Origin of the sequence: Pectobacterium nicotianae (assembly GCF_023272715.1) — a bacterium.
Taxonomy (GTDB): domain Bacteria; phylum Pseudomonadota; class Gammaproteobacteria; order Enterobacterales; family Enterobacteriaceae; genus Pectobacterium; species Pectobacterium brasiliense.
In genome coordinates, this window is the sequence record NZ_CP096821.1 from 1,168,861 (window position 1) to 1,185,136 (window position 16,276).

18 protein-coding genes and 1 tRNA gene are annotated in these 16,276 nt (G+C 51.4%); 8 read left to right on the forward strand and 11 right to left on the reverse strand.

The window, feature by feature from the left end; translation table 11 throughout:
- Positions 1–711, forward strand: coding sequence for a class I SAM-dependent methyltransferase (locus MYB54_RS05155; protein ID WP_010309446.1), 711 nt, complete (start codon positions 1–3; stop codon positions 709–711).
- 19 nt (positions 712–730) lie between these two features.
- On the opposite strand, the gene rnhA is transcribed toward MYB54_RS05155, so the two are convergent.
- A complete protein-coding gene (gene rnhA, locus MYB54_RS05160) occupies positions 731–1,195 on the reverse strand; it encodes a ribonuclease HI (RefSeq protein ID WP_510375062.1) in 465 nt (154 codons plus the stop codon).
- A 55-nt stretch (positions 1,196–1,250) separates the two neighbouring features.
- Here rnhA and dnaQ point away from each other — a divergent pair, with 55 nt between their 5' ends.
- Positions 1,251–1,988 (forward strand): DNA polymerase III subunit epsilon, encoded by a 738-nt coding sequence (dnaQ, locus tag MYB54_RS05165; RefSeq protein ID WP_039280690.1) that lies wholly within the window; start codon positions 1,251–1,253, stop codon positions 1,986–1,988.
- Positions 1,989–2,160: 172 nt separating this feature from the next.
- Positions 2,161–2,237: transfer RNA gene (locus tag MYB54_RS05170), tRNA-Asp, on the forward strand.
- Between the two features lie 123 nt (positions 2,238–2,360).
- Here the strand turns inward: MYB54_RS05170 and nrdF are convergent.
- The 7 genes from nrdF to MYB54_RS05205 form a co-directional block, all read right to left on the reverse strand.
- On the reverse strand, positions 2,361–3,323 hold the full coding sequence (gene nrdF / locus MYB54_RS05175) for a class 1b ribonucleoside-diphosphate reductase subunit beta (protein WP_248721594.1): 963 nt from the start codon (positions 3,321–3,323) through the stop codon (positions 2,361–2,363).
- 24 nt (positions 3,324–3,347) lie between these two features.
- Positions 3,348–5,429: a class 1b ribonucleoside-diphosphate reductase subunit alpha gene (nrdE, locus tag MYB54_RS05180; RefSeq protein WP_248721948.1), complete on the reverse strand. Its 2,082-nt coding sequence runs from the start codon at positions 5,427–5,429 to the stop codon at positions 3,348–3,350.
- A gap of 77 nt (positions 5,430–5,506) precedes the next feature.
- Positions 5,507–5,914: a class Ib ribonucleoside-diphosphate reductase assembly flavoprotein NrdI gene (gene nrdI / locus MYB54_RS05185; protein WP_010280810.1), complete on the reverse strand. Its 408-nt coding sequence runs from the start codon at positions 5,912–5,914 to the stop codon at positions 5,507–5,509.
- Positions 5,915–5,923: 9 nt separating this feature from the next.
- The gene (gene nrdH, locus MYB54_RS05190) at positions 5,924–6,163 is read right to left on the reverse strand and encodes a glutaredoxin-like protein NrdH (RefSeq protein WP_014916295.1); all 240 of its coding nucleotides are present in this window, start codon (positions 6,161–6,163) and stop codon (positions 5,924–5,926) included.
- Positions 6,164–6,864: 701 nt separating this feature from the next.
- Positions 6,865–7,659 (reverse strand): adenosylmethionine decarboxylase, encoded by a 795-nt coding sequence (gene speD / locus MYB54_RS05195; protein ID WP_014916293.1) that lies wholly within the window; start codon positions 7,657–7,659, stop codon positions 6,865–6,867.
- Between the two features lie 44 nt (positions 7,660–7,703).
- Positions 7,704–8,567, reverse strand: coding sequence for a polyamine aminopropyltransferase (gene speE, locus MYB54_RS05200; RefSeq protein ID WP_205594733.1), 864 nt, complete (start codon positions 8,565–8,567; stop codon positions 7,704–7,706).
- A gap of 107 nt (positions 8,568–8,674) precedes the next feature.
- On the reverse strand, positions 8,675–9,022 hold the full coding sequence (locus MYB54_RS05205; protein WP_010280797.1) for a YacC family pilotin-like protein: 348 nt from the start codon (positions 9,020–9,022) through the stop codon (positions 8,675–8,677).
- 294 nt (positions 9,023–9,316) lie between these two features.
- Between MYB54_RS05205 and MYB54_RS05210 the strand changes: the two genes are divergently transcribed.
- Together MYB54_RS05210 and MYB54_RS05215 are read left to right on the forward strand one after the other, a co-directional pair.
- Positions 9,317–10,939: an ABC transporter permease gene (locus MYB54_RS05210; protein WP_248721595.1), complete on the forward strand. Its 1,623-nt coding sequence runs from the start codon at positions 9,317–9,319 to the stop codon at positions 10,937–10,939.
- Positions 10,940–10,943: 4 nt separating this feature from the next.
- Positions 10,944–12,029 (forward strand): ABC transporter ATP-binding protein, encoded by a 1,086-nt coding sequence (locus tag MYB54_RS05215; protein ID WP_248721596.1) that lies wholly within the window; start codon positions 10,944–10,946, stop codon positions 12,027–12,029.
- Here MYB54_RS05215 and MYB54_RS05220 read toward each other — a convergent pair whose 3' ends face one another.
- Positions 12,030–12,464: a GNAT family N-acetyltransferase gene (locus MYB54_RS05220; protein WP_180775379.1), complete on the reverse strand. Its 435-nt coding sequence runs from the start codon at positions 12,462–12,464 to the stop codon at positions 12,030–12,032.
- 152 nt (positions 12,465–12,616) lie between these two features.
- On the opposite strand from MYB54_RS05220, the gene hpt reads away from it, so the two are divergent.
- Positions 12,617–13,150, forward strand: coding sequence for a hypoxanthine phosphoribosyltransferase (gene hpt, locus MYB54_RS05225; protein WP_187290703.1), 534 nt, complete (start codon positions 12,617–12,619; stop codon positions 13,148–13,150).
- A gap of 58 nt (positions 13,151–13,208) precedes the next feature.
- Here hpt and can read toward each other — a convergent pair whose 3' ends face one another.
- Positions 13,209–13,850, reverse strand: a complete 642-nt coding sequence (gene can, locus MYB54_RS05230; RefSeq protein ID WP_010280785.1) for a carbonate dehydratase — start codon at positions 13,848–13,850, stop codon at positions 13,209–13,211.
- Positions 13,851–14,112: 262 nt separating this feature from the next.
- On the opposite strand from can, the gene MYB54_RS05235 reads away from it, so the two are divergent.
- Together MYB54_RS05235 and MYB54_RS05240 are read left to right on the forward strand one after the other, a co-directional pair.
- On the forward strand, positions 14,113–15,051 hold the full coding sequence (locus MYB54_RS05235; protein WP_014916287.1) for an ABC transporter ATP-binding protein: 939 nt from the start codon (positions 14,113–14,115) through the stop codon (positions 15,049–15,051).
- Entirely contained in the window at positions 15,048–15,818 is a 771-nt protein-coding gene (locus MYB54_RS05240; RefSeq protein WP_014916286.1) for an ABC transporter permease, read from the forward strand. The genes MYB54_RS05235 and MYB54_RS05240 overlap by 4 nt, the downstream gene beginning before the upstream one ends.
- Positions 15,819–15,878: 60 nt before the next feature.
- Here the strand turns inward: MYB54_RS05240 and panD are convergent, their stop codons facing one another.
- Positions 15,879–16,259 carry an aspartate 1-decarboxylase gene (panD, locus tag MYB54_RS05245; RefSeq protein WP_014916285.1) on the reverse strand — a complete coding sequence of 127 codons (381 nt, stop codon included), beginning with the start codon at positions 16,257–16,259 and terminating at the stop codon, positions 15,879–15,881.
- Positions 16,260–16,276: the final 17 nt, after the last annotated feature.

Below are 16,276 nucleotides of genomic sequence, written 5' to 3' on the forward strand. Positions count from 1 at the left end.
ATGAAATTGGCACGAACCCCTCAGACCATTGTTGCACCTGATTCATGGGATGATATCACCTGTGGGCAATTTTATCGCGAGTCGATTGAACTGGCTTTGTTGCCATGGTGGCCAAAACTCTTTGGTTTTCATCTTATCAAGGTCGGGGCGCTAAGCGCGGAAATCCATGTAACAGAGTGTGCGATTGCGCATCAGGTTAATGTTGCTCCACACGGCGATAATCTTCAGGTCATCGCAGATGCTCATCAATTACCGTTCTCTGAAAAGTCGATCGACGCCTGCCTGCTTGCTCAAACGCTGTCATATTCATCGGACCCGCATCGTATTCTGCGGGAGGTTGATCGTGTCTTGATCGATGATGGTTGGTTAATCCTGAGCACGTTTAATCCGATCAGCCTGGTTGGCTTGGGTAAACTGATCCCCAGACTCAATAAAAAACATCCTTATTGCAGCCGCATGTTTACTCAAATGCGTATTACGGACTGGCTGGGACTATTGAACTATGAGGTTATCGATCAGACCCATTTTCACGTTACGCCATGGCGAAGAAACAAAGGGAAGTTGAATAAACATATTCCGATGCTGGGGTGTCTGACGCTGATTATTGCCCGGAAGCGCACAATTCCGCTGACGTTTACGCCGATGAGGGCGAGATTGCGCAAAGCATCAGTGCGCCGCACGGTGGGCGCAACAAAGATATATCGAAGATGAGGCGGACGCCTACGGTGATTTACTCAGCCTGATAACCGCTGTCATCAAGCGTTGGTGCACTGGCGGCGGCGCGAGCAAGTTCATCGCAGCGCTCGTTTTCTGGATGCCCGGCGTGCCCTTTTACCCATTCCCAGCGCACGGAATGGCGCTGAATCGCAGTATCCAGTCTTTGCCAGAGATCGACGTTCTTGACCGGTTTTTTATCGGCGGTTTTCCAACCTCGCTTTTTCCAGTTATGAATCCAACTGGTGATTCCCTGACGAACATATTGACTGTCTGTGCTGAGTACGACGTCACAGTCAGTGGTCAGTGTTTCAAGCGCTGCAATTGCGGCCATCAGCTCCATCCTGTTATTCGTCGTAAGACGATAACCAGCACTCAATGCTTTTTCGTGCTGCTTGTAGCGCAGCAGGGCGCCATAGCCGCCGGGGCCGGGATTACCGAGGCAAGATCCGTCGGTGAAAATTTCTACCTGTTTGCGCATCTCTGGTAGACTCTCCCTTATGGTAAAAACGGCAAGTCTGACATAAACGAAAACGATGAGCACTGAAATTACGCGACAAATCGTCCTGGATACAGAAACCACCGGTATGAATATGCTGGGGGTTCACTATGAAGGGCATAAAATTATCGAGATCGGTGCGGTTGAAGTGATTAACCGCCGCCTGACTGGCCGTCATTTTCACGTCTATATCAAACCCGATCGTTTAGTGGATCCCGAAGCGTATAACGTACATGGTATTAGCGATGAGTTTCTGGCTGACAAGCCGACGTATGCGGATATCGTGGATGATTTTCTCGATTTTATCCGTGGCGCAGAGCTGGTCATCCATAACGCAACGTTTGATATCGGCTTTATGGATTACGAATTTCGGCTGCTGAACCGAGATCTTCCTAAGACGGAGACGTTCTGTAAGATCACCGATAGCCTGTTAATGGCGCGGAAGATCTTTCCCGGTAAGCGTAACAGTTTGGATGCGCTCTGCGATCGCTACCAGATAGATAACAGCAAGCGTACGCTGCACGGCGCATTGCTCGATGCCGAGATTCTGGCAGAAGTTTATCTGGCGATGACCGGTGGTCAGACGTCACTGACTTTTTCGATGGAAGGTGAAACGCAGCAGAAGAGCGAGAATACCGAAACGATCCAGAGAATCGTCCGCCCTCAATCGGCGTTAAAGGTACTTTACGCTGATGAGGCAGAGCTATTAGCGCATGAACAACGTCTCGATCTGATTGCTAAAAAAGGCGGGAGTTGCCTGTGGCGGGCAGAATAGCGCCGCTGCGATATTCGCCCTCTACGCAGTAAAAAGAATCGGTTGATCGCGTTGCGGGCGAGAGAATAGCCATCAAGATGAAATTATAAGCAAACAGAAACGGTTAGTTATAAAAAGCATTGACGTAATAGTGCCGTCATCTTAGTATTCATCCCGCTCAGTGAGCACGAGTGGAGCGGTAGTTCAGTTGGTTAGAATACCTGCCTGTCACGCAGGGGGTCGCGGGTTCGAGCCCCGTCCGTTCCGCCACTTATATGAAAGCCCTGAATCAGAAATGGTTCAGGGTTTTTTCATTTCTGGGTTTATCGAAAAAAGACTGTAGAGAAGCGTTTGGGGAAAAATGCGGCCACCCGAAAAGCAGCGGCCGTTTTTTTAGAAGTCCCAGTCTTCGTCTTCAGTATTGACGGCTTTACCGATCACATAAGATGAACCCGAGCCAGAGAAGAAGTCGTGGTTCTCATCCGCGTTTGGCGATAGCGCTGAGAGAATCGCGGGATTCACATCCGTCATGCTGGCGGGGAACAACGCTTCATAGCCCAGATTCATCAGCGCTTTGTTCGCGTTGTAGTGGAGGAATTTCTTCACATCTTCCGTCCAGCCGACGCCGTCATAGAGTTCCTGTGTATATAACACCTCATTGTCATACAAGTCCTGTAGCAGATCGTAGGCGAAATTTTTCACCTGCTGCTGATGAGCAGGATCGGCCTTCGCTAAGCCGCGCTGGAATTTGTAGCCAATATAGTAGCCGTGTACCGCTTCATCGCGGATGATAAGCCGGATCAAATCCGCCGTGTTGGTCAGCTTGGCACGGCTTGACCAGTACATAGGCAGGTAGAACCCCGAGTAGAACAGGAATGACTCCAGAAACACGCTGGCGACTTTCTTCATCAGCGGATCGTCACTGCGGTAGTGCGACAGAATAATGTCGGACTTTTTCTGTAGCGCCGTATTCTCTTCGCTCCATCGATACGCATCATCAACTTCGCTGGTTAGACACAGCGTCGAGAAAATAGAGCTGTACGAACGAGCATGCACCGCTTCCATAAAGCTGATGTTAGACAGCACGGCTTCTTCATGTGGCGTCACAGCATCGGGCATGAGTGTTGGTGCGCCTAGCGTATTTTGGATGGTATCTAACAGCGTTAGTCCAGTGAAGACACGGATCGTCAACTGACGCTCGCGGGCATTGAGCGTACTCCACGACGGAATATCGTTAGAAAGTGGCACCTTTTCCGGAAGCCAGAAGTTAGACGTCAGCCGGTTCCAGACTTCCAAATCTTTGTCGTCTTCAATTTTGTTCCAGTTAATCGCCTGGACGCGAGTGAGTGCGGTCATGCTTCGATTTCCTTCCGCGATGGCTTAGAGCGCACAGGACACACAGCCCTGAACTTCGGTGCCTTCCAGCGCCATCTGCCGTATACGAATGTAATAAATAGTCTTAATGCCTTTGGTCCAGGCATAGATCTGCGCTTTATTGATGTCGCGCGTGGTAGCGGTATCGCGGAAAAACAGCGTCAGCGACAGCCCCTGATCGACGTGCTGCGTCGCGGCGGCATAGGTGTCGATAATCTTCTGCGGCCCAATCTCATAGGCATCCTGGTAATACTCCAGATTGTTATTGTTCATGTAAGGGGCGGGGTAGTAGACGCGACCAATCTTGCCCTCTTTACGAATTTCGATACGTGACACAATCGGGTGGATGCTGGACGTCGAGTGGTTGATATATGAAATCGAACCGGTCGGCGGAACTGCCTGCAAGTTCTGGTTATAAATGCCGTGCGCCATCACGGATTCGCGCAGCGACGCCCAATCTTGCTGAGTAGGAATGCGGATGCCAGCCTGTTCAAACAGCTCACGTGCGCGTGTTGTTGTGGGTTCCCAGATTTGCTCGATGTACTTATCAAAATACTCACCCGTGGCGTATTTTGAGAGTTCAAAGCCTGAGAAGCGCTGGTTCCGCTCTATCGCTAACGCATTTGATGCCCGAATTGCGTGGAAAGCGACGGTGTAGAAATAGATATTAGTGAAATCGACGGCTTCTTCTGTACCGTAAAAAATACGCTCTTTCGCCAGATAGCCGTGCAGGTTCATCTGACCTAAACCAATCGCATGTGATTGGTCGTTGCCTTTTTCGATGGACGGCACGGAGCTGATGTGGCTCATATCGGAAACGGCGGTCAGCGCGCGGATCGCCATTTCAACCGTCTGGCCGAAATCGGGCGAGGCCATCGCGTTGGCAATATTCATCGATCCAAGGTTACAGGAGATATCCTTGCCAATGTGGCTGTAGCCAAGATCGTCGTCGTACAGACTGGCCTCGTTGACCTGCAAAATCTCAGAGCACAGGTTACTCATATTGATACGGCCGTGAATCGGGTTCGCGCGGTTCACCGTATCCTCAAACATCATGTAGGGATAACCGGACTCGAACTGGATTTCGGCGAGGATCTGGAAGAATTCGCGCGCCTTAATTTGGGATTTACGGATGCGCTTGTCGTTGACCATCTCATGGTATTTTTCGGTGACGCTAATTTCTGACAGCGGCACGCCATAAACTTGCTCGACATCATAGGGCGAGAACAGGTACATCACCTGATTATTCTTCGCCAACTGGAACGTGATATCGGGGATGACCACACCTAAAGACAGTGTCTTGATGCGGATTTTCTCATCGGCATTTTCCCGCTTGGTATCCAGAAAACGCAGAATATCTGGGTGGTGTGCATTGAGGTACACCGCTCCCGCACCTTGGCGCGCACCAAGTTGGTTGGCGTAGGAGAACGCATCTTCCAGCATTTTCATGATAGGGATAATGCCGGACGACTGGTTTTCAATACGTTTGATCGGCGCACCGGTTTCGCGGATGTTGCTGAGCATGAAGGCCACGCCGCCGCCGCGTTTTGAGAGCTGAAGCGCGGAGTTAATTGCTCGGCCAATTGACTCCATATTGTCTTCAATGCGCAGCAGGAAGCAGGAGACTAGTTCGCCGCGCTGCTTTTTACCGCAGTTGAGGAACGTGGGGGTGGCGGGCTGGAAGCGTCCGCTGATGATCTCATCGACCAGCGCACTAGCGAGTGCCGTGTCCCCTTTAGCGAGGGTCAACGCCACAAGGCAGACGCGATCTTCGTAGCGCTCCAGATAGCGCTTGCCGTCAAAGGTTTTTAGCGTATAGCCGGTGTAGTATTTGAACGCACCCAGAAAGGTTTGAAAGCGGAACTTGTGAGCGTAAGCCTGTTGAAAAAGGCTTTTGATGAAATCGAAGCTGTATTGCTCTAACACTTCCGCTTCGTAGTAGCCTTCTTCCACCAGATAACGCAGCTTTTCTTCCAGATTGTGGAAGAACACGGTGTTCTGGTTTACATGCTGTAGGAAATAACGGCGCGCCGCGAGCTTATCCATCTCGAACTGGATATTCCCCTCTGCGTCGTAGAGGTTAAGCATCGCGTTCAGCGCATGGTAGTCGAGTGTATGGTAATCGAGTGAGTGGGCATCTGCGTCGGCCTTGGTTGCCTTTGCACTCACGTGGTCTGTTGTTGCCAAAATTCAGTTACTCCCTTACGCACGTTTGCAACGTCTTCTGCCGTGCCGAGCAATTCAAAGCGGTACAGGTAAGGCACCTGACATTTCTGCGCAATGATGTCGCCAGCGATGCAGTACGCTGCACCGAAATTGGTATTGCCTGCGGCAATCACGCCGCGCAGATAAGCGCGATTATGCGGATCGTTGAGAAAGATGATGACCTGACGCGGCACAGCCCCTTTCGTGCTGCCTCCACCGTAGCTGGGGACAACCAGAATATAGGGGCGATCAACTTTCAATGCAGGCTGTTCTGTCGCTATCGGGATTCTCAGGGCTGGCAAGCCAACCCTAGAAATGAAGCGATGCGTGTTTTCCGACTGGCTGGAGAAATAGACCAGCGGGTTCATATTGCCCCCTTACTGCAATTGCAGGGCGGCGTTCAGAGTACTGATCTTATCCGGGCGGAAGCCGCTCCAATGATCGTCGGCCGTCATCACGACGGGTACCTGTTGATAGCCCAATGCTCTTACCTGCTGCAACGCCTGTTCATCTTCAGTTAAGTCCACCAGTTGATAGTTAATTCCTTGCTTGTCCAGCGCACGGCATGTGGCGTTGCATTGAACACAATCTGGCTTAGTGAAAATAGTAATACGCATGATTCGTATTTACCCTTTGGCGTGAAAGAAGTATGTCGGAGCGGCTATCTTCAGGGCATGTGCACCCGAACCGATCCACTGGGTAGCGACCCGTTACGCGAGTGCCACACAAAGAATACTAGATGTGGGTGTTTTAAATTTCAACCACACAAGATATATGATTTTTAGTTGACCTTATACCAATTGACGCGAACCCAGATGCAGCAAGGCTGGGAGAGAATGCAAGCAAAAAATGCAGAAAGAAATAAATGTGACGCGCATCATTTTTGACGAAATAGTGTGCGAAGAAATGAAGGGTAATGTGGGAAAGACAAAAGCCAACATGACTAATCCAGCTTTCCTTTGGTAAAAGGTGGCTTCTTAGTAACGCTTTTTTATGCTGACTAAGAGACAATTTCGTGCGCAATGATACCGGCATTTTCATGCTACTTCATAGCACGCACCCGACGCAGGGCGCTCAGTCGCCGCAGCCCTGCGAACCCTGGCTTCTGGCTAAATTATGCCGCTACGCGGTTCCATCGGTGTCCATGCCCGCTTTTCGAGCCGCCAGCGACATGCTCCCTGCATGGCGCTGGCTTTCGCGACGTCCTGTCGCTCACTCGGCGGTCAAGTGCACCGCTGCATAATTTTTACGCCGGATAACGGCAAAATCCCTGATGCCCTTATATTTGTGACTAAGAGATACACCCTATATGTATCGATTACAGAACGGGCAGGTTTCTGCCGTAATAGATTTCCTGCATTTCGTGATACAGCAGGTCGGTAATTCTTTTCCGTTCAGCAGCGCTGAGCTCTTCTGGACTGACGTTGAACAGGTAGTGTTTCAGGTCGAAGTCTTTCAATAACATCTTGGTATGGAAGATATTTTCCTGATACACGTTCACGTCCATCATGTGATAGAGCGATTTCATGTCCTCGGACATGAAGTTCTGAACCGAATTGATCTGGTGATCGATGAAATGCTTTATGCCGTTGACATCACGGGTAAATCCCCGCACGCGATAGTCGATGGTCACAATATCGGATTCAAGCTGGTGGATGAGGTAATTCAGCGCCTTCAGCGGCGAAATGACGCCACAGGTAGAGACTTCGATATCTGCACGGAAGGTACAAAGCCCGCCTTCTGGGTGACTTTCCGGATAGGTATGAACGCAGATATGGCTTTTATCCAGATGTGCAACAACGGAATGGGGCAGTGGCCCAGGATGTTCTGAGGTATCGACATCTCGTGGATCGATGGGTTCTTCGCTGACCAGAATGGTCACGCTGGCACCTTGTGGATCGTAGTCCTGACGCGCGATGTTAAGGACGTTGGCACCGATAATTGAGCAGGTTTCAGTGAGAATTTCTGTTAAACGGTTAGCGTTATATTGTTCGTCGATATAGGCGATATAACCATCGCGATCGTCGGCCGTTTTGGTGTAACAGATATCGTAGATACAAAAACTCAGGCTTTTCGTCAGGTTGTTAAAGCCGTGTAGCTTCAGCTTGTGCAATTTACGTCACCCCCTTATGGCTGTGTGATTCCCTAAGTAATGGATTATTGAGCATTTTGTAACGCGCTCAACAGATACTGTGGCAGGGCAAAGCTGCCGATGTGAACATCAGGCGTGTAATAGCGACAGGCGATAGCGGATTGCGCAAAACGCTGGCGCAGCGTGGTGGCGTCTATCTGACGCAGCGCAGGGTTATTGCTGGCCCAGGCGAACGTCATAATGCCGCCGTAATAAGTCGGGATCGCTGCCTGATAAAAGCTGACATCCTTGAAATAGTGACCGAGCTTTTTATGGCTGCCGACGGCTTCATCCTGTTGCAGGAAGCACACGCCATTCTGAGCGACGAAAATCCCGCCTTCGTTCAGGCAGCGGGCGCAGCCCTGATAGAAATCGGAGGTGAACAGGCTTTCACCGGGGCCGATAGGGTCGGTGCAATCGGAAATAATGACGTCAAATTTTTCGTTGCACTGTCTGACGAAGTTAACGCCATCATCAATCACCAGATTAAAACGCGGGTCGTCATAGCTACCGGCGCTGTGATTGGGCAGATATTGGCGACAAAATTCCACCACGCCGGCATCGATTTCTACCATTGTGATATGTTCGACGCCGCGATGCCGACAGACTTCCCGTAGCATACCGCCATCGCCGCCACCGATAATCAGTACGCGTTTGGCGCTGCCGTGTGACAGAAGGGGAACGTGGGTGAGCATTTCGTGATAGATGAATTCATCGCGCTCGGTGGTTTGCACCACGCCGTCAAGCGCCATCACGCGACCTAATGCGTCGTTTTCAAAGATGATGAGATCTTGATGCTCGGTCTTTTCGTGATACAGCACGCGATCAACCGAAAAGTACTGGCCAAAGTTGGCATGCAGGGTTTCATACCAAATTTCTTTCTGGGACATGTTAGGGCTTCCTCCGCGATAACAGCCATGAAAATTGGCGCGCCATCATAGCTGACTCTTTTGCCGCTTGCACGGTCAAATTTCAGTCAGCACGGAGGAGGGGGGAACTACTGTGCGTAGGAGAGCAGACCCAGTGAATTACGTGCCAGAGACTGACATTTCTTCGGTGTTGGGATAGCGATTTTACTCAGATCGCGATAGCTGTCTTCACCCATCGCCGTCATGTCGTACGCGCTGTAATTGCTGAGATCCCAGCGGTTTTGCTGAGCAAAAGCGACCAGCGTCCGACGAATCTGTTCATTCGGCAGATCTTGATAGCCACAGTGGTTTTTCAGATAAACAAAGATCGCGGTCAGATCGGCCAGATCTTCCGCTTCAAATTCATTCAGCGCCTTGCTGGCGGAAGAGAAGCTCATCAGGCTTAGCAGGAGCAGAGCCAGCGCAGAGTTTTTCATGGTTGAACCTGTTCCAAATGTTGTCAGATGACGTTATCACAGATATCCCATGAGGTTCCAAGTTTTCTTACGGGAAACATCTGATTGCGATAAAAAATGAATGACGAAAAGGCGGAAAACTTATAATCGCAATTTATTGAAATAGTTGGTTTTTATTTTGGTGACAATCGGCGATGGCAATCGCCTCAGGTTAATCGCAGGATTAAAGCCCATTTATCGCTGTTTGATACGATGACGCCACCGTCAGCCTCTGTTATTAATAACAGCGATCTCACCTAATACAGTTTTTATTCTATGATCTCCGGTGTCTGGCGCGTCAGTAGTTGGTTGTTGGCGGGACTGTTGCTGCTTCCTTTAGCAACGGTTTTTTATCAGGCTTTTTTTGCCGATGGGATGGGATTTAGCCAACTGTGGCAAATCGGGTTACCCACCTATCTGATACATTCAGCGGTCATCGTGATTGGCACGCTTTTCTTCAGCCTGCTGTTTGGGTTGCCTTCCGCCTGGTTTATCGCCATGTACCGTTTTCCCGGTCATCGTGTACTGCAATGGGCGCTTTGCCTGCCGCTCGCGATGCCTGCGTTTCTACTCGCCTACCTTTATACCGATGTGCTACGGCACCTATCCCGGTTGTTGCAGGAAGGCGGGCTGCAGATAGCCTTGTCGTGGGGGGAATCCCACATCGCTGGGCTACCCGTTTCGCTGGGCTGCATAAGTCTGGTGTTGGCGATGGTGCTTTATCCCTATATTTACCTGCTGGTGCGTGAAGCGCTGGCGAAACAGCCTGCCAGCTTGATTCATTCGGCTCGATTACTGAATCAAACACGTACCCAGGTTTTACGCCGCTTATGTTTGCCGATTGCACTGCCTGCGATTGCCTGCGGTGGCGCGCTAGTGGTGGTTGAAACGCTGGGCGATTATGGCGCGGCGTCTTATCTTGATACCCCAACGATGACAACGCAGGTGCTGGATATCTGGCAGAAGCAGGGCGATCTCGGCGCGGCGGCACGCGTTGGCGTATTGATTTTGCCTGCGATCTTCCTCTTGATGTTTCTGGTTAATGTCTGGCGTCGCAAGCAGAGAATTTATCAAGCTCAAGCCAATCCTTCTCAGGTGGTTCCGCCTGTGTTGAGCGGGTGGCGCAGCAAGGCGGTTCGCAGTTACTGCTGGGGCATCGTTTGTCTGTCGTTTCTGTTCCCGGTGCTATATCTACTCTTTCTGGCGCTCCGACATATGATGTCAGTGTGGGATATGGCGTTCCTCCATGCGGTGATGAATAGCCTGTTAGCCTCTGCCATCGCGACTATCATCATTACGCTAATGGCGCTGTCGTTTATCTTTTACACGCGCACGGCTGGGATATTTGCCAATCAGACACCGGTTCGGCTGGTCAGTCTGAGTTTTGCTTTGCCCGGCGCGGTACTGGCTGTCGGACTGTTTACCCTACTGTCGCTGGTGGACAGCGGAATTAATCTGTTTGCCAACGCGGCGGGGTTACCTCCCGCGGAGGCTTTGCTGGCGGGATCGCTGTTTATTCTCATCCTCGCCTATAGCGTTAAATTTGGGCGTCTGATGCTGGACAGCCTTGAGCGCAGCATGGAAGGCATTCCGCGATCGCTGGACAGTGCAAGTCTTGTACTGGGCGTTTCTCCCCTCAGCCGCTGGTCGCGCCTGCATATCCCGCTGTTGCGCCGCAGCCTGTTCATCGGGGCGCTGCTGATTTTTACGGAAAGTATGAAAGAGCTGAATGTCTCGCTGCTACTGCGCCCTTTTGGGATTGATACGTTGGCAACGTATGTTTTCCGCTTTACGGCGGATGAGCAGATTGCGTCATTTGCCTTTCCTGCGCTGGTGCTGGTAGCGGTAGGGTTAATCCCTGTTTTCTGGCTGAATCGCGCACTGAATATAAAAGGATAATCACATGGCCGCGCCGATAGATATTCTGAGCGTTCAGGCAGTAAGTTGTACGTTGCAGCAGTCTCCCGTGCTGGAGAACATCTCATTTGCCGTGCGTGATGATGAGACGATCTGCCTGTTGGGGCGAAACGGCTGTGGTAAAACGGCGCTATTACAGGTGATCGCTGGCCTGCTGCCGATTACTCAAGGCAAGATTTTTCTGGAAGGTGAACCCGTCAGCTCGCCGCAAGCGTACGTCCTGCCCGAGCTGCGTCAGGTTGGTCTGATTTTTCAGGACTACGCGCTCTTTCCGCATCTCACCGTGGAAGGCAACATTGCGTTTGGTTTATATGGCCGTCCGGACAGCGAGGCGAAGCCAATTTGTGCGGAGATGCTGACGCTTTTGCAACTGGATGAGGTTGCCGCACGTTATCCACACGAGCTATCGAATGAACAGCAGCAGCGTTTGGCGATTGCCCGGGCGCTGGCCTGTGAGCCGAAACTGCTGTTGCTGGATGAGCCGTTTCCCGGTCTGGACAGCCAGACCCGCTATCGCCTGATCACCGAATTGCGGCAGATTCTCAAGCGGCGTCATGTTGCGGCTGTTTTCGCTACACACAGTCGGGAGGAAGCTTTTGCCTGCGCCGACCATCTGATTCTGCTGGATGAAGGGAAGATTATGCAGCAGGGCTATCCATCCGAGCTGTACCATCGCCCGAATAGCCGCTTTGTGGCTGATTTTATGGGGAATACGAACTATTTGCCTGTGAAAATTATGAGCGACCATCAATGGCAAAGCCCATTGGGCGATCATCAGGCGACCCATCCGCTCAATCAGCCGATGGATTCACAATGCGACTGGATGGTACGCCCGGCAGACGTGGCGTTGGCGCTCGATCCCGATGGCCCGGCGTCTATCGAAGATAGGCTATTCATGGGCACATCAAACTTGTATCGGGTGAAGATGGGAGAACTGATGCTGCTGGTGCAGACTGGCAACTGGTTTGAACCGGGGCAGCAGGTGCGTTTAAGCATTAAGACGGATCCGCCAGTCTTGTATCCTGCTTTACCCGCCGTCAGCAGTCCGGCTGACGGCCCTGAAACGAAATGATTATGCCTCTGTGTGCAGGTCTGACGCAGGCATGAGCCAGGTACTATTGTGCTTTTCAAACCCTAATTTCGGGTAGTAATCCACCGCCAGCGGCGCGGCCAGCAAAATAATTTTGCAGCCTTTTTCAAGCTGCTGAGCGGTTTGTTGAATCAGCTTCTTGCCTATTCCCGCGTGCTGACAGTCCTCTGATACCGCCAGATCGGACAGATAGCAGCAAAAATGAAAATCCGTCACGCTGCGCGCGATCCCAACCAGCGTCTCCCCTTGCCAGGCGGAAACCAGCAGGTTGGCGTGCTTAAGCATACCTGCAATTGCCGTCTCATCATCCAGCGGGCGGCGCGGCCCCAATGACGTTTTCGCCAACAGCTCAATGAACTGCTGACTGGAAAGCGGGGCGTTCACTTTGTAGCAAACATCCACTGGTGGTGTGCTCATGGTGTCTCCTTCATGGTGTGGTTTCTGATATACTTCGCGCGCTTGGGCATTGCCCAGACTGATTCAAAAGTCAGCATTGGCGCATCATCGATAATGAGTCTGTCATTCTACCGAGGGTGCTGAATACCTTACTTCAAAGAGTTATCAGTATGATGAAACATACCGTGGAAGTCATGATTTCTGAGCAGGAAGTGATGGCGCGGGTTACCGAACTGGGGCAACAGATCAGCGAACACTACCGTGATAGCGGCAGCGATATGGTGCTGGTGGGACTATTGCGCGGATCGTTTATCTTTATGGCCGATTTATGTCGGGCGATTGATGTCCCTCACGAAGTGGACTTCATGACGGCATCCAGCTATGGCAGCGGTATGAACAGTACGCGCGATGTTAAAATCCTGAAAGATCTGGACGAGGATATTCGCGGCAAAGACGTGTTGATCGTTGAGGATATTATCGACTCGGGCAACACGCTGAGCAAAGTGCGGGAAATTCTGCAACTGCGCGAGCCAAAATCGCTGGCTATTTGTACGCTGCTGGACAAACCAGATCGCCGTGAAGTGGCGGTGAAAGTCGAGTGGGTTGGGTTCTCGATCCCCGATGAATTCGTTGTGGGTTACGGCATCGACTATGCCCAGCACTATCGCCATTTACCTTACGTCGGCAAGGTTGTTCCACAGGAATAGCGTATCAGTAAGGCCGATGCCGTGAGCGACGCCCAGCGAGTGGGCGTCAGACAGCGTATCAAGGCAGGGAGGAAATCGCGCGGCGATAACGCTGTTCCAGCGTCTCCCGGTTGGTCGCCGTCACTTCCAGATCGCGCAGACGGCCATCCTGAATACCGTAGACCCAACCGTGGATCGTGACTTTCTGACCACGCTTCCAGGCGGACTGCATGATGGTGGAGTGGCCGAGGTTATAAACCTGCTCGACAACGTTGATTTCACAGAGCGTATTCAGCCGCTGTTCGGGAGGCAATTCCCCCAGCAGCGAACTATGCTTGTACCACAAATCACGGATATGCAGCAGCCAGTTGTTAATCAAACCCAGTTCCGGGTTTTCCACCGCAGCCTGAACACCACCGCAGCCGTAGTGGCCGCAGATGATAATGTGTTCGACTTCGAGAACTTCGACGGCATATTGCACGACAGACAGGCAATTGAGGTCGGTGTGAATAACCAGATTGGCGACGTTGCGGTGAACAAACAGTTCACCAGGCTCAAGGCTGGTCAGACTTTCCGCAGGTACGCGACTGTCCGAGCATCCAATCCATAGAAAACGGGGACGTTGTGCCTGCGCCAGACGTTCAAAATAGCCAGGATCCTCTTCCACCATCGTTTTAGACCAAAGCTGGTTATTGGCGATGAGCGTTTCAATTTCTTTCATGAAAGTAAATGACCTGTAACAAACAAGGGGCAGTGAGGAGTAATATAAGGCAACATGCGTCGTTTGAAAAACGATAGTTTATACTCGTCATACTTCAAGTTGCCTGTGCGTTGGCTGCGTTCACTCACCCGAATCACTTACCTGAGTAAGCTCATCGGGATTCCTTCTCTTGCCGCCTTCCTGAAACTTGAATTATTTAGAGTATTTATTTGTCACACTTCGAATCTGTAGAATTCACTGATAATAAGGCAATCCATTTCTTATGACATATGCACTGGAACTGGCGCAACTAACCAAAACCTATTCGGGAGGCGTCCAGGCGCTACGGGGGATCGACCTGAACGTGGAAGCGGGGGATTTCTATGCGCTTCTGGGGCCAAATGGCGCGGGAAAATCGACCACGATTGGGATTATCAGCTCGCTGGTGAATAAAACGGCCGGTAAAGTTCGCGTCTTCGGCTATGACCTTGAGCTGGACAAAGTGAATGCGAAACGCCAGCTGGGGTTGGTCCCGCAGGAATTTAACTTCAATCCTTTCGAAACGGTATTACAGATTGTGGTTAATCAGGCTGGCTATTATGGCGTGAAACGTCAGGATGCATTGCAGCGTGCCGAAAAATACCTGAAACAGCTCGATCTGTGGGAGAAACGCAACGAAAAAGCGATGATGTTGTCCGGCGGGATGAAGCGTCGTCTGATGATTGCGCGTGCGTTAATGCATGAGCCTAAGCTGCTGATTCTTGATGAGCCGACCGCAGGCGTGGATATCGAATTACGTCGTTCCATGTGGGGCTTTTTGAAGGAACTGAATGCGCAGGGCACCACGATTATTCTGACGACGCACTATCTGGAAGAAGCGGAAATGCTGTGCCGCAATATCGGGATCATCCAGCGGGGAGAGCTGGTGGAGAACACCTCGATGAAGCAGTTGCTTGCTCAGCTGAAGTCCGAAACGTTTATTTTCGATCTGGCGGCGAAAAGCCCGCTGCCACAGCTGGAAGGCTATGTGTTCCGCCTGGTGGATACGTCAACGCTGGAAGTGGATGTGATGCGTGAGCAAGGTCTGAATGCGTTATTCAGCCAGTTAAGCGCGCAGGGGATAACGATATTGAGTATGCGTAATAAAGCGAACCGGTTGGAAGAGCTGTTTGTCACCTTGGTTAATGGGGATGGGGCGAACGGTAAGGGAGAAAAGGCATGATGCATTTGTATTGGGTAGCGCTACAGAGTATTTGGGTGAAAGAAGTCACTCGATTTGGGCGTATCTGGATTCAGACGCTGGTGCCGCCAGTGATCACCATGACGCTGTATTTCATTATTTTTGGCAATCTGATCGGCTCACGTATTGGTGATATGCACGGTTTTACCTACATGCAGTTTATCGTGCCGGGCCTGATCATGATGGCGGTCATTACCAATGCCTATGCTAACGTCGCTTCTTCCTTTTTCAGCGCCAAGTTTCAACGCAATATTGAAGAACTGCTGGTCGCGCCAGTGCCGACTCACGTGATCATTGCGGGCTATGTTGGTGGGGGGATTGCACGTGGCCTGTGTGTCGGGGTTCTGGTGACTGCCGTATCGCTGTTCTTCGTCCCGCTGCATGTTCATGCCTGGTGGATCATTGTTCTGACGCTCTTGCTGACGGCGACACTGTTCTCGCTGGCAGGCTTATTGAATGCGGTGTTTGCAAAAACCTTTGATGATATCAGCCTGATTCCGACGTTTGTGTTAACGCCGCTGACCTATCTGGGCGGGGTGTTTTACTCGCTGACGCTGCTGCCGCCGTTCTGGCAGGCCGTTTCCAAGCTGAACCCGGTGGTGTACATGATTAGCGGCTTCCGCTATGGCTTCCTCGGGATTCAGGATGTACCGCTGCTGTTCACGATGTCGGTGCTGATTGCCTTTATCGTGGTGTTTTATTTGCTGGTCTGGTGGCTGATTGAACGCGGACGCGGGTTACGGACGTAGTGTGCTAATTCTGTAAATGAAAAGGCGGTGGTAACACCGCCTTTTGCTTATCTAAAGCGATCAGGCAACCTGAACCGGAATCGCTTTTGCCTGACGCTGTAGCTCATTATCGCCAGAGAAATAGGCAACCTTCGGGCTGTGGCTTCTGGCCTGTTCGTCGGACATCTGCACGTAGGAGCAGATAATCAGTTTGTCGCCCACGCAGGCAAGGCGAGCGGCGGCGCCGTTCACAGAGATAATGCGTGAACCTCTTTCGCCCGCAATGGCGTAGGTAGAGAAACGCTGGCCGTTATCAACGTTATAGATATCAATCGCTTCGTATTCCAGAATGCCAGCGGCATCCATAAAATCCTGATCGATGGCGCAAGAGCCTTCATAATGCAAGTCAGCCTGAGTTACTTTGACCCGGTGCAGCTTGCCTTGCAGCATGGTACGTATCATCGCTTTGTTACCTCGGT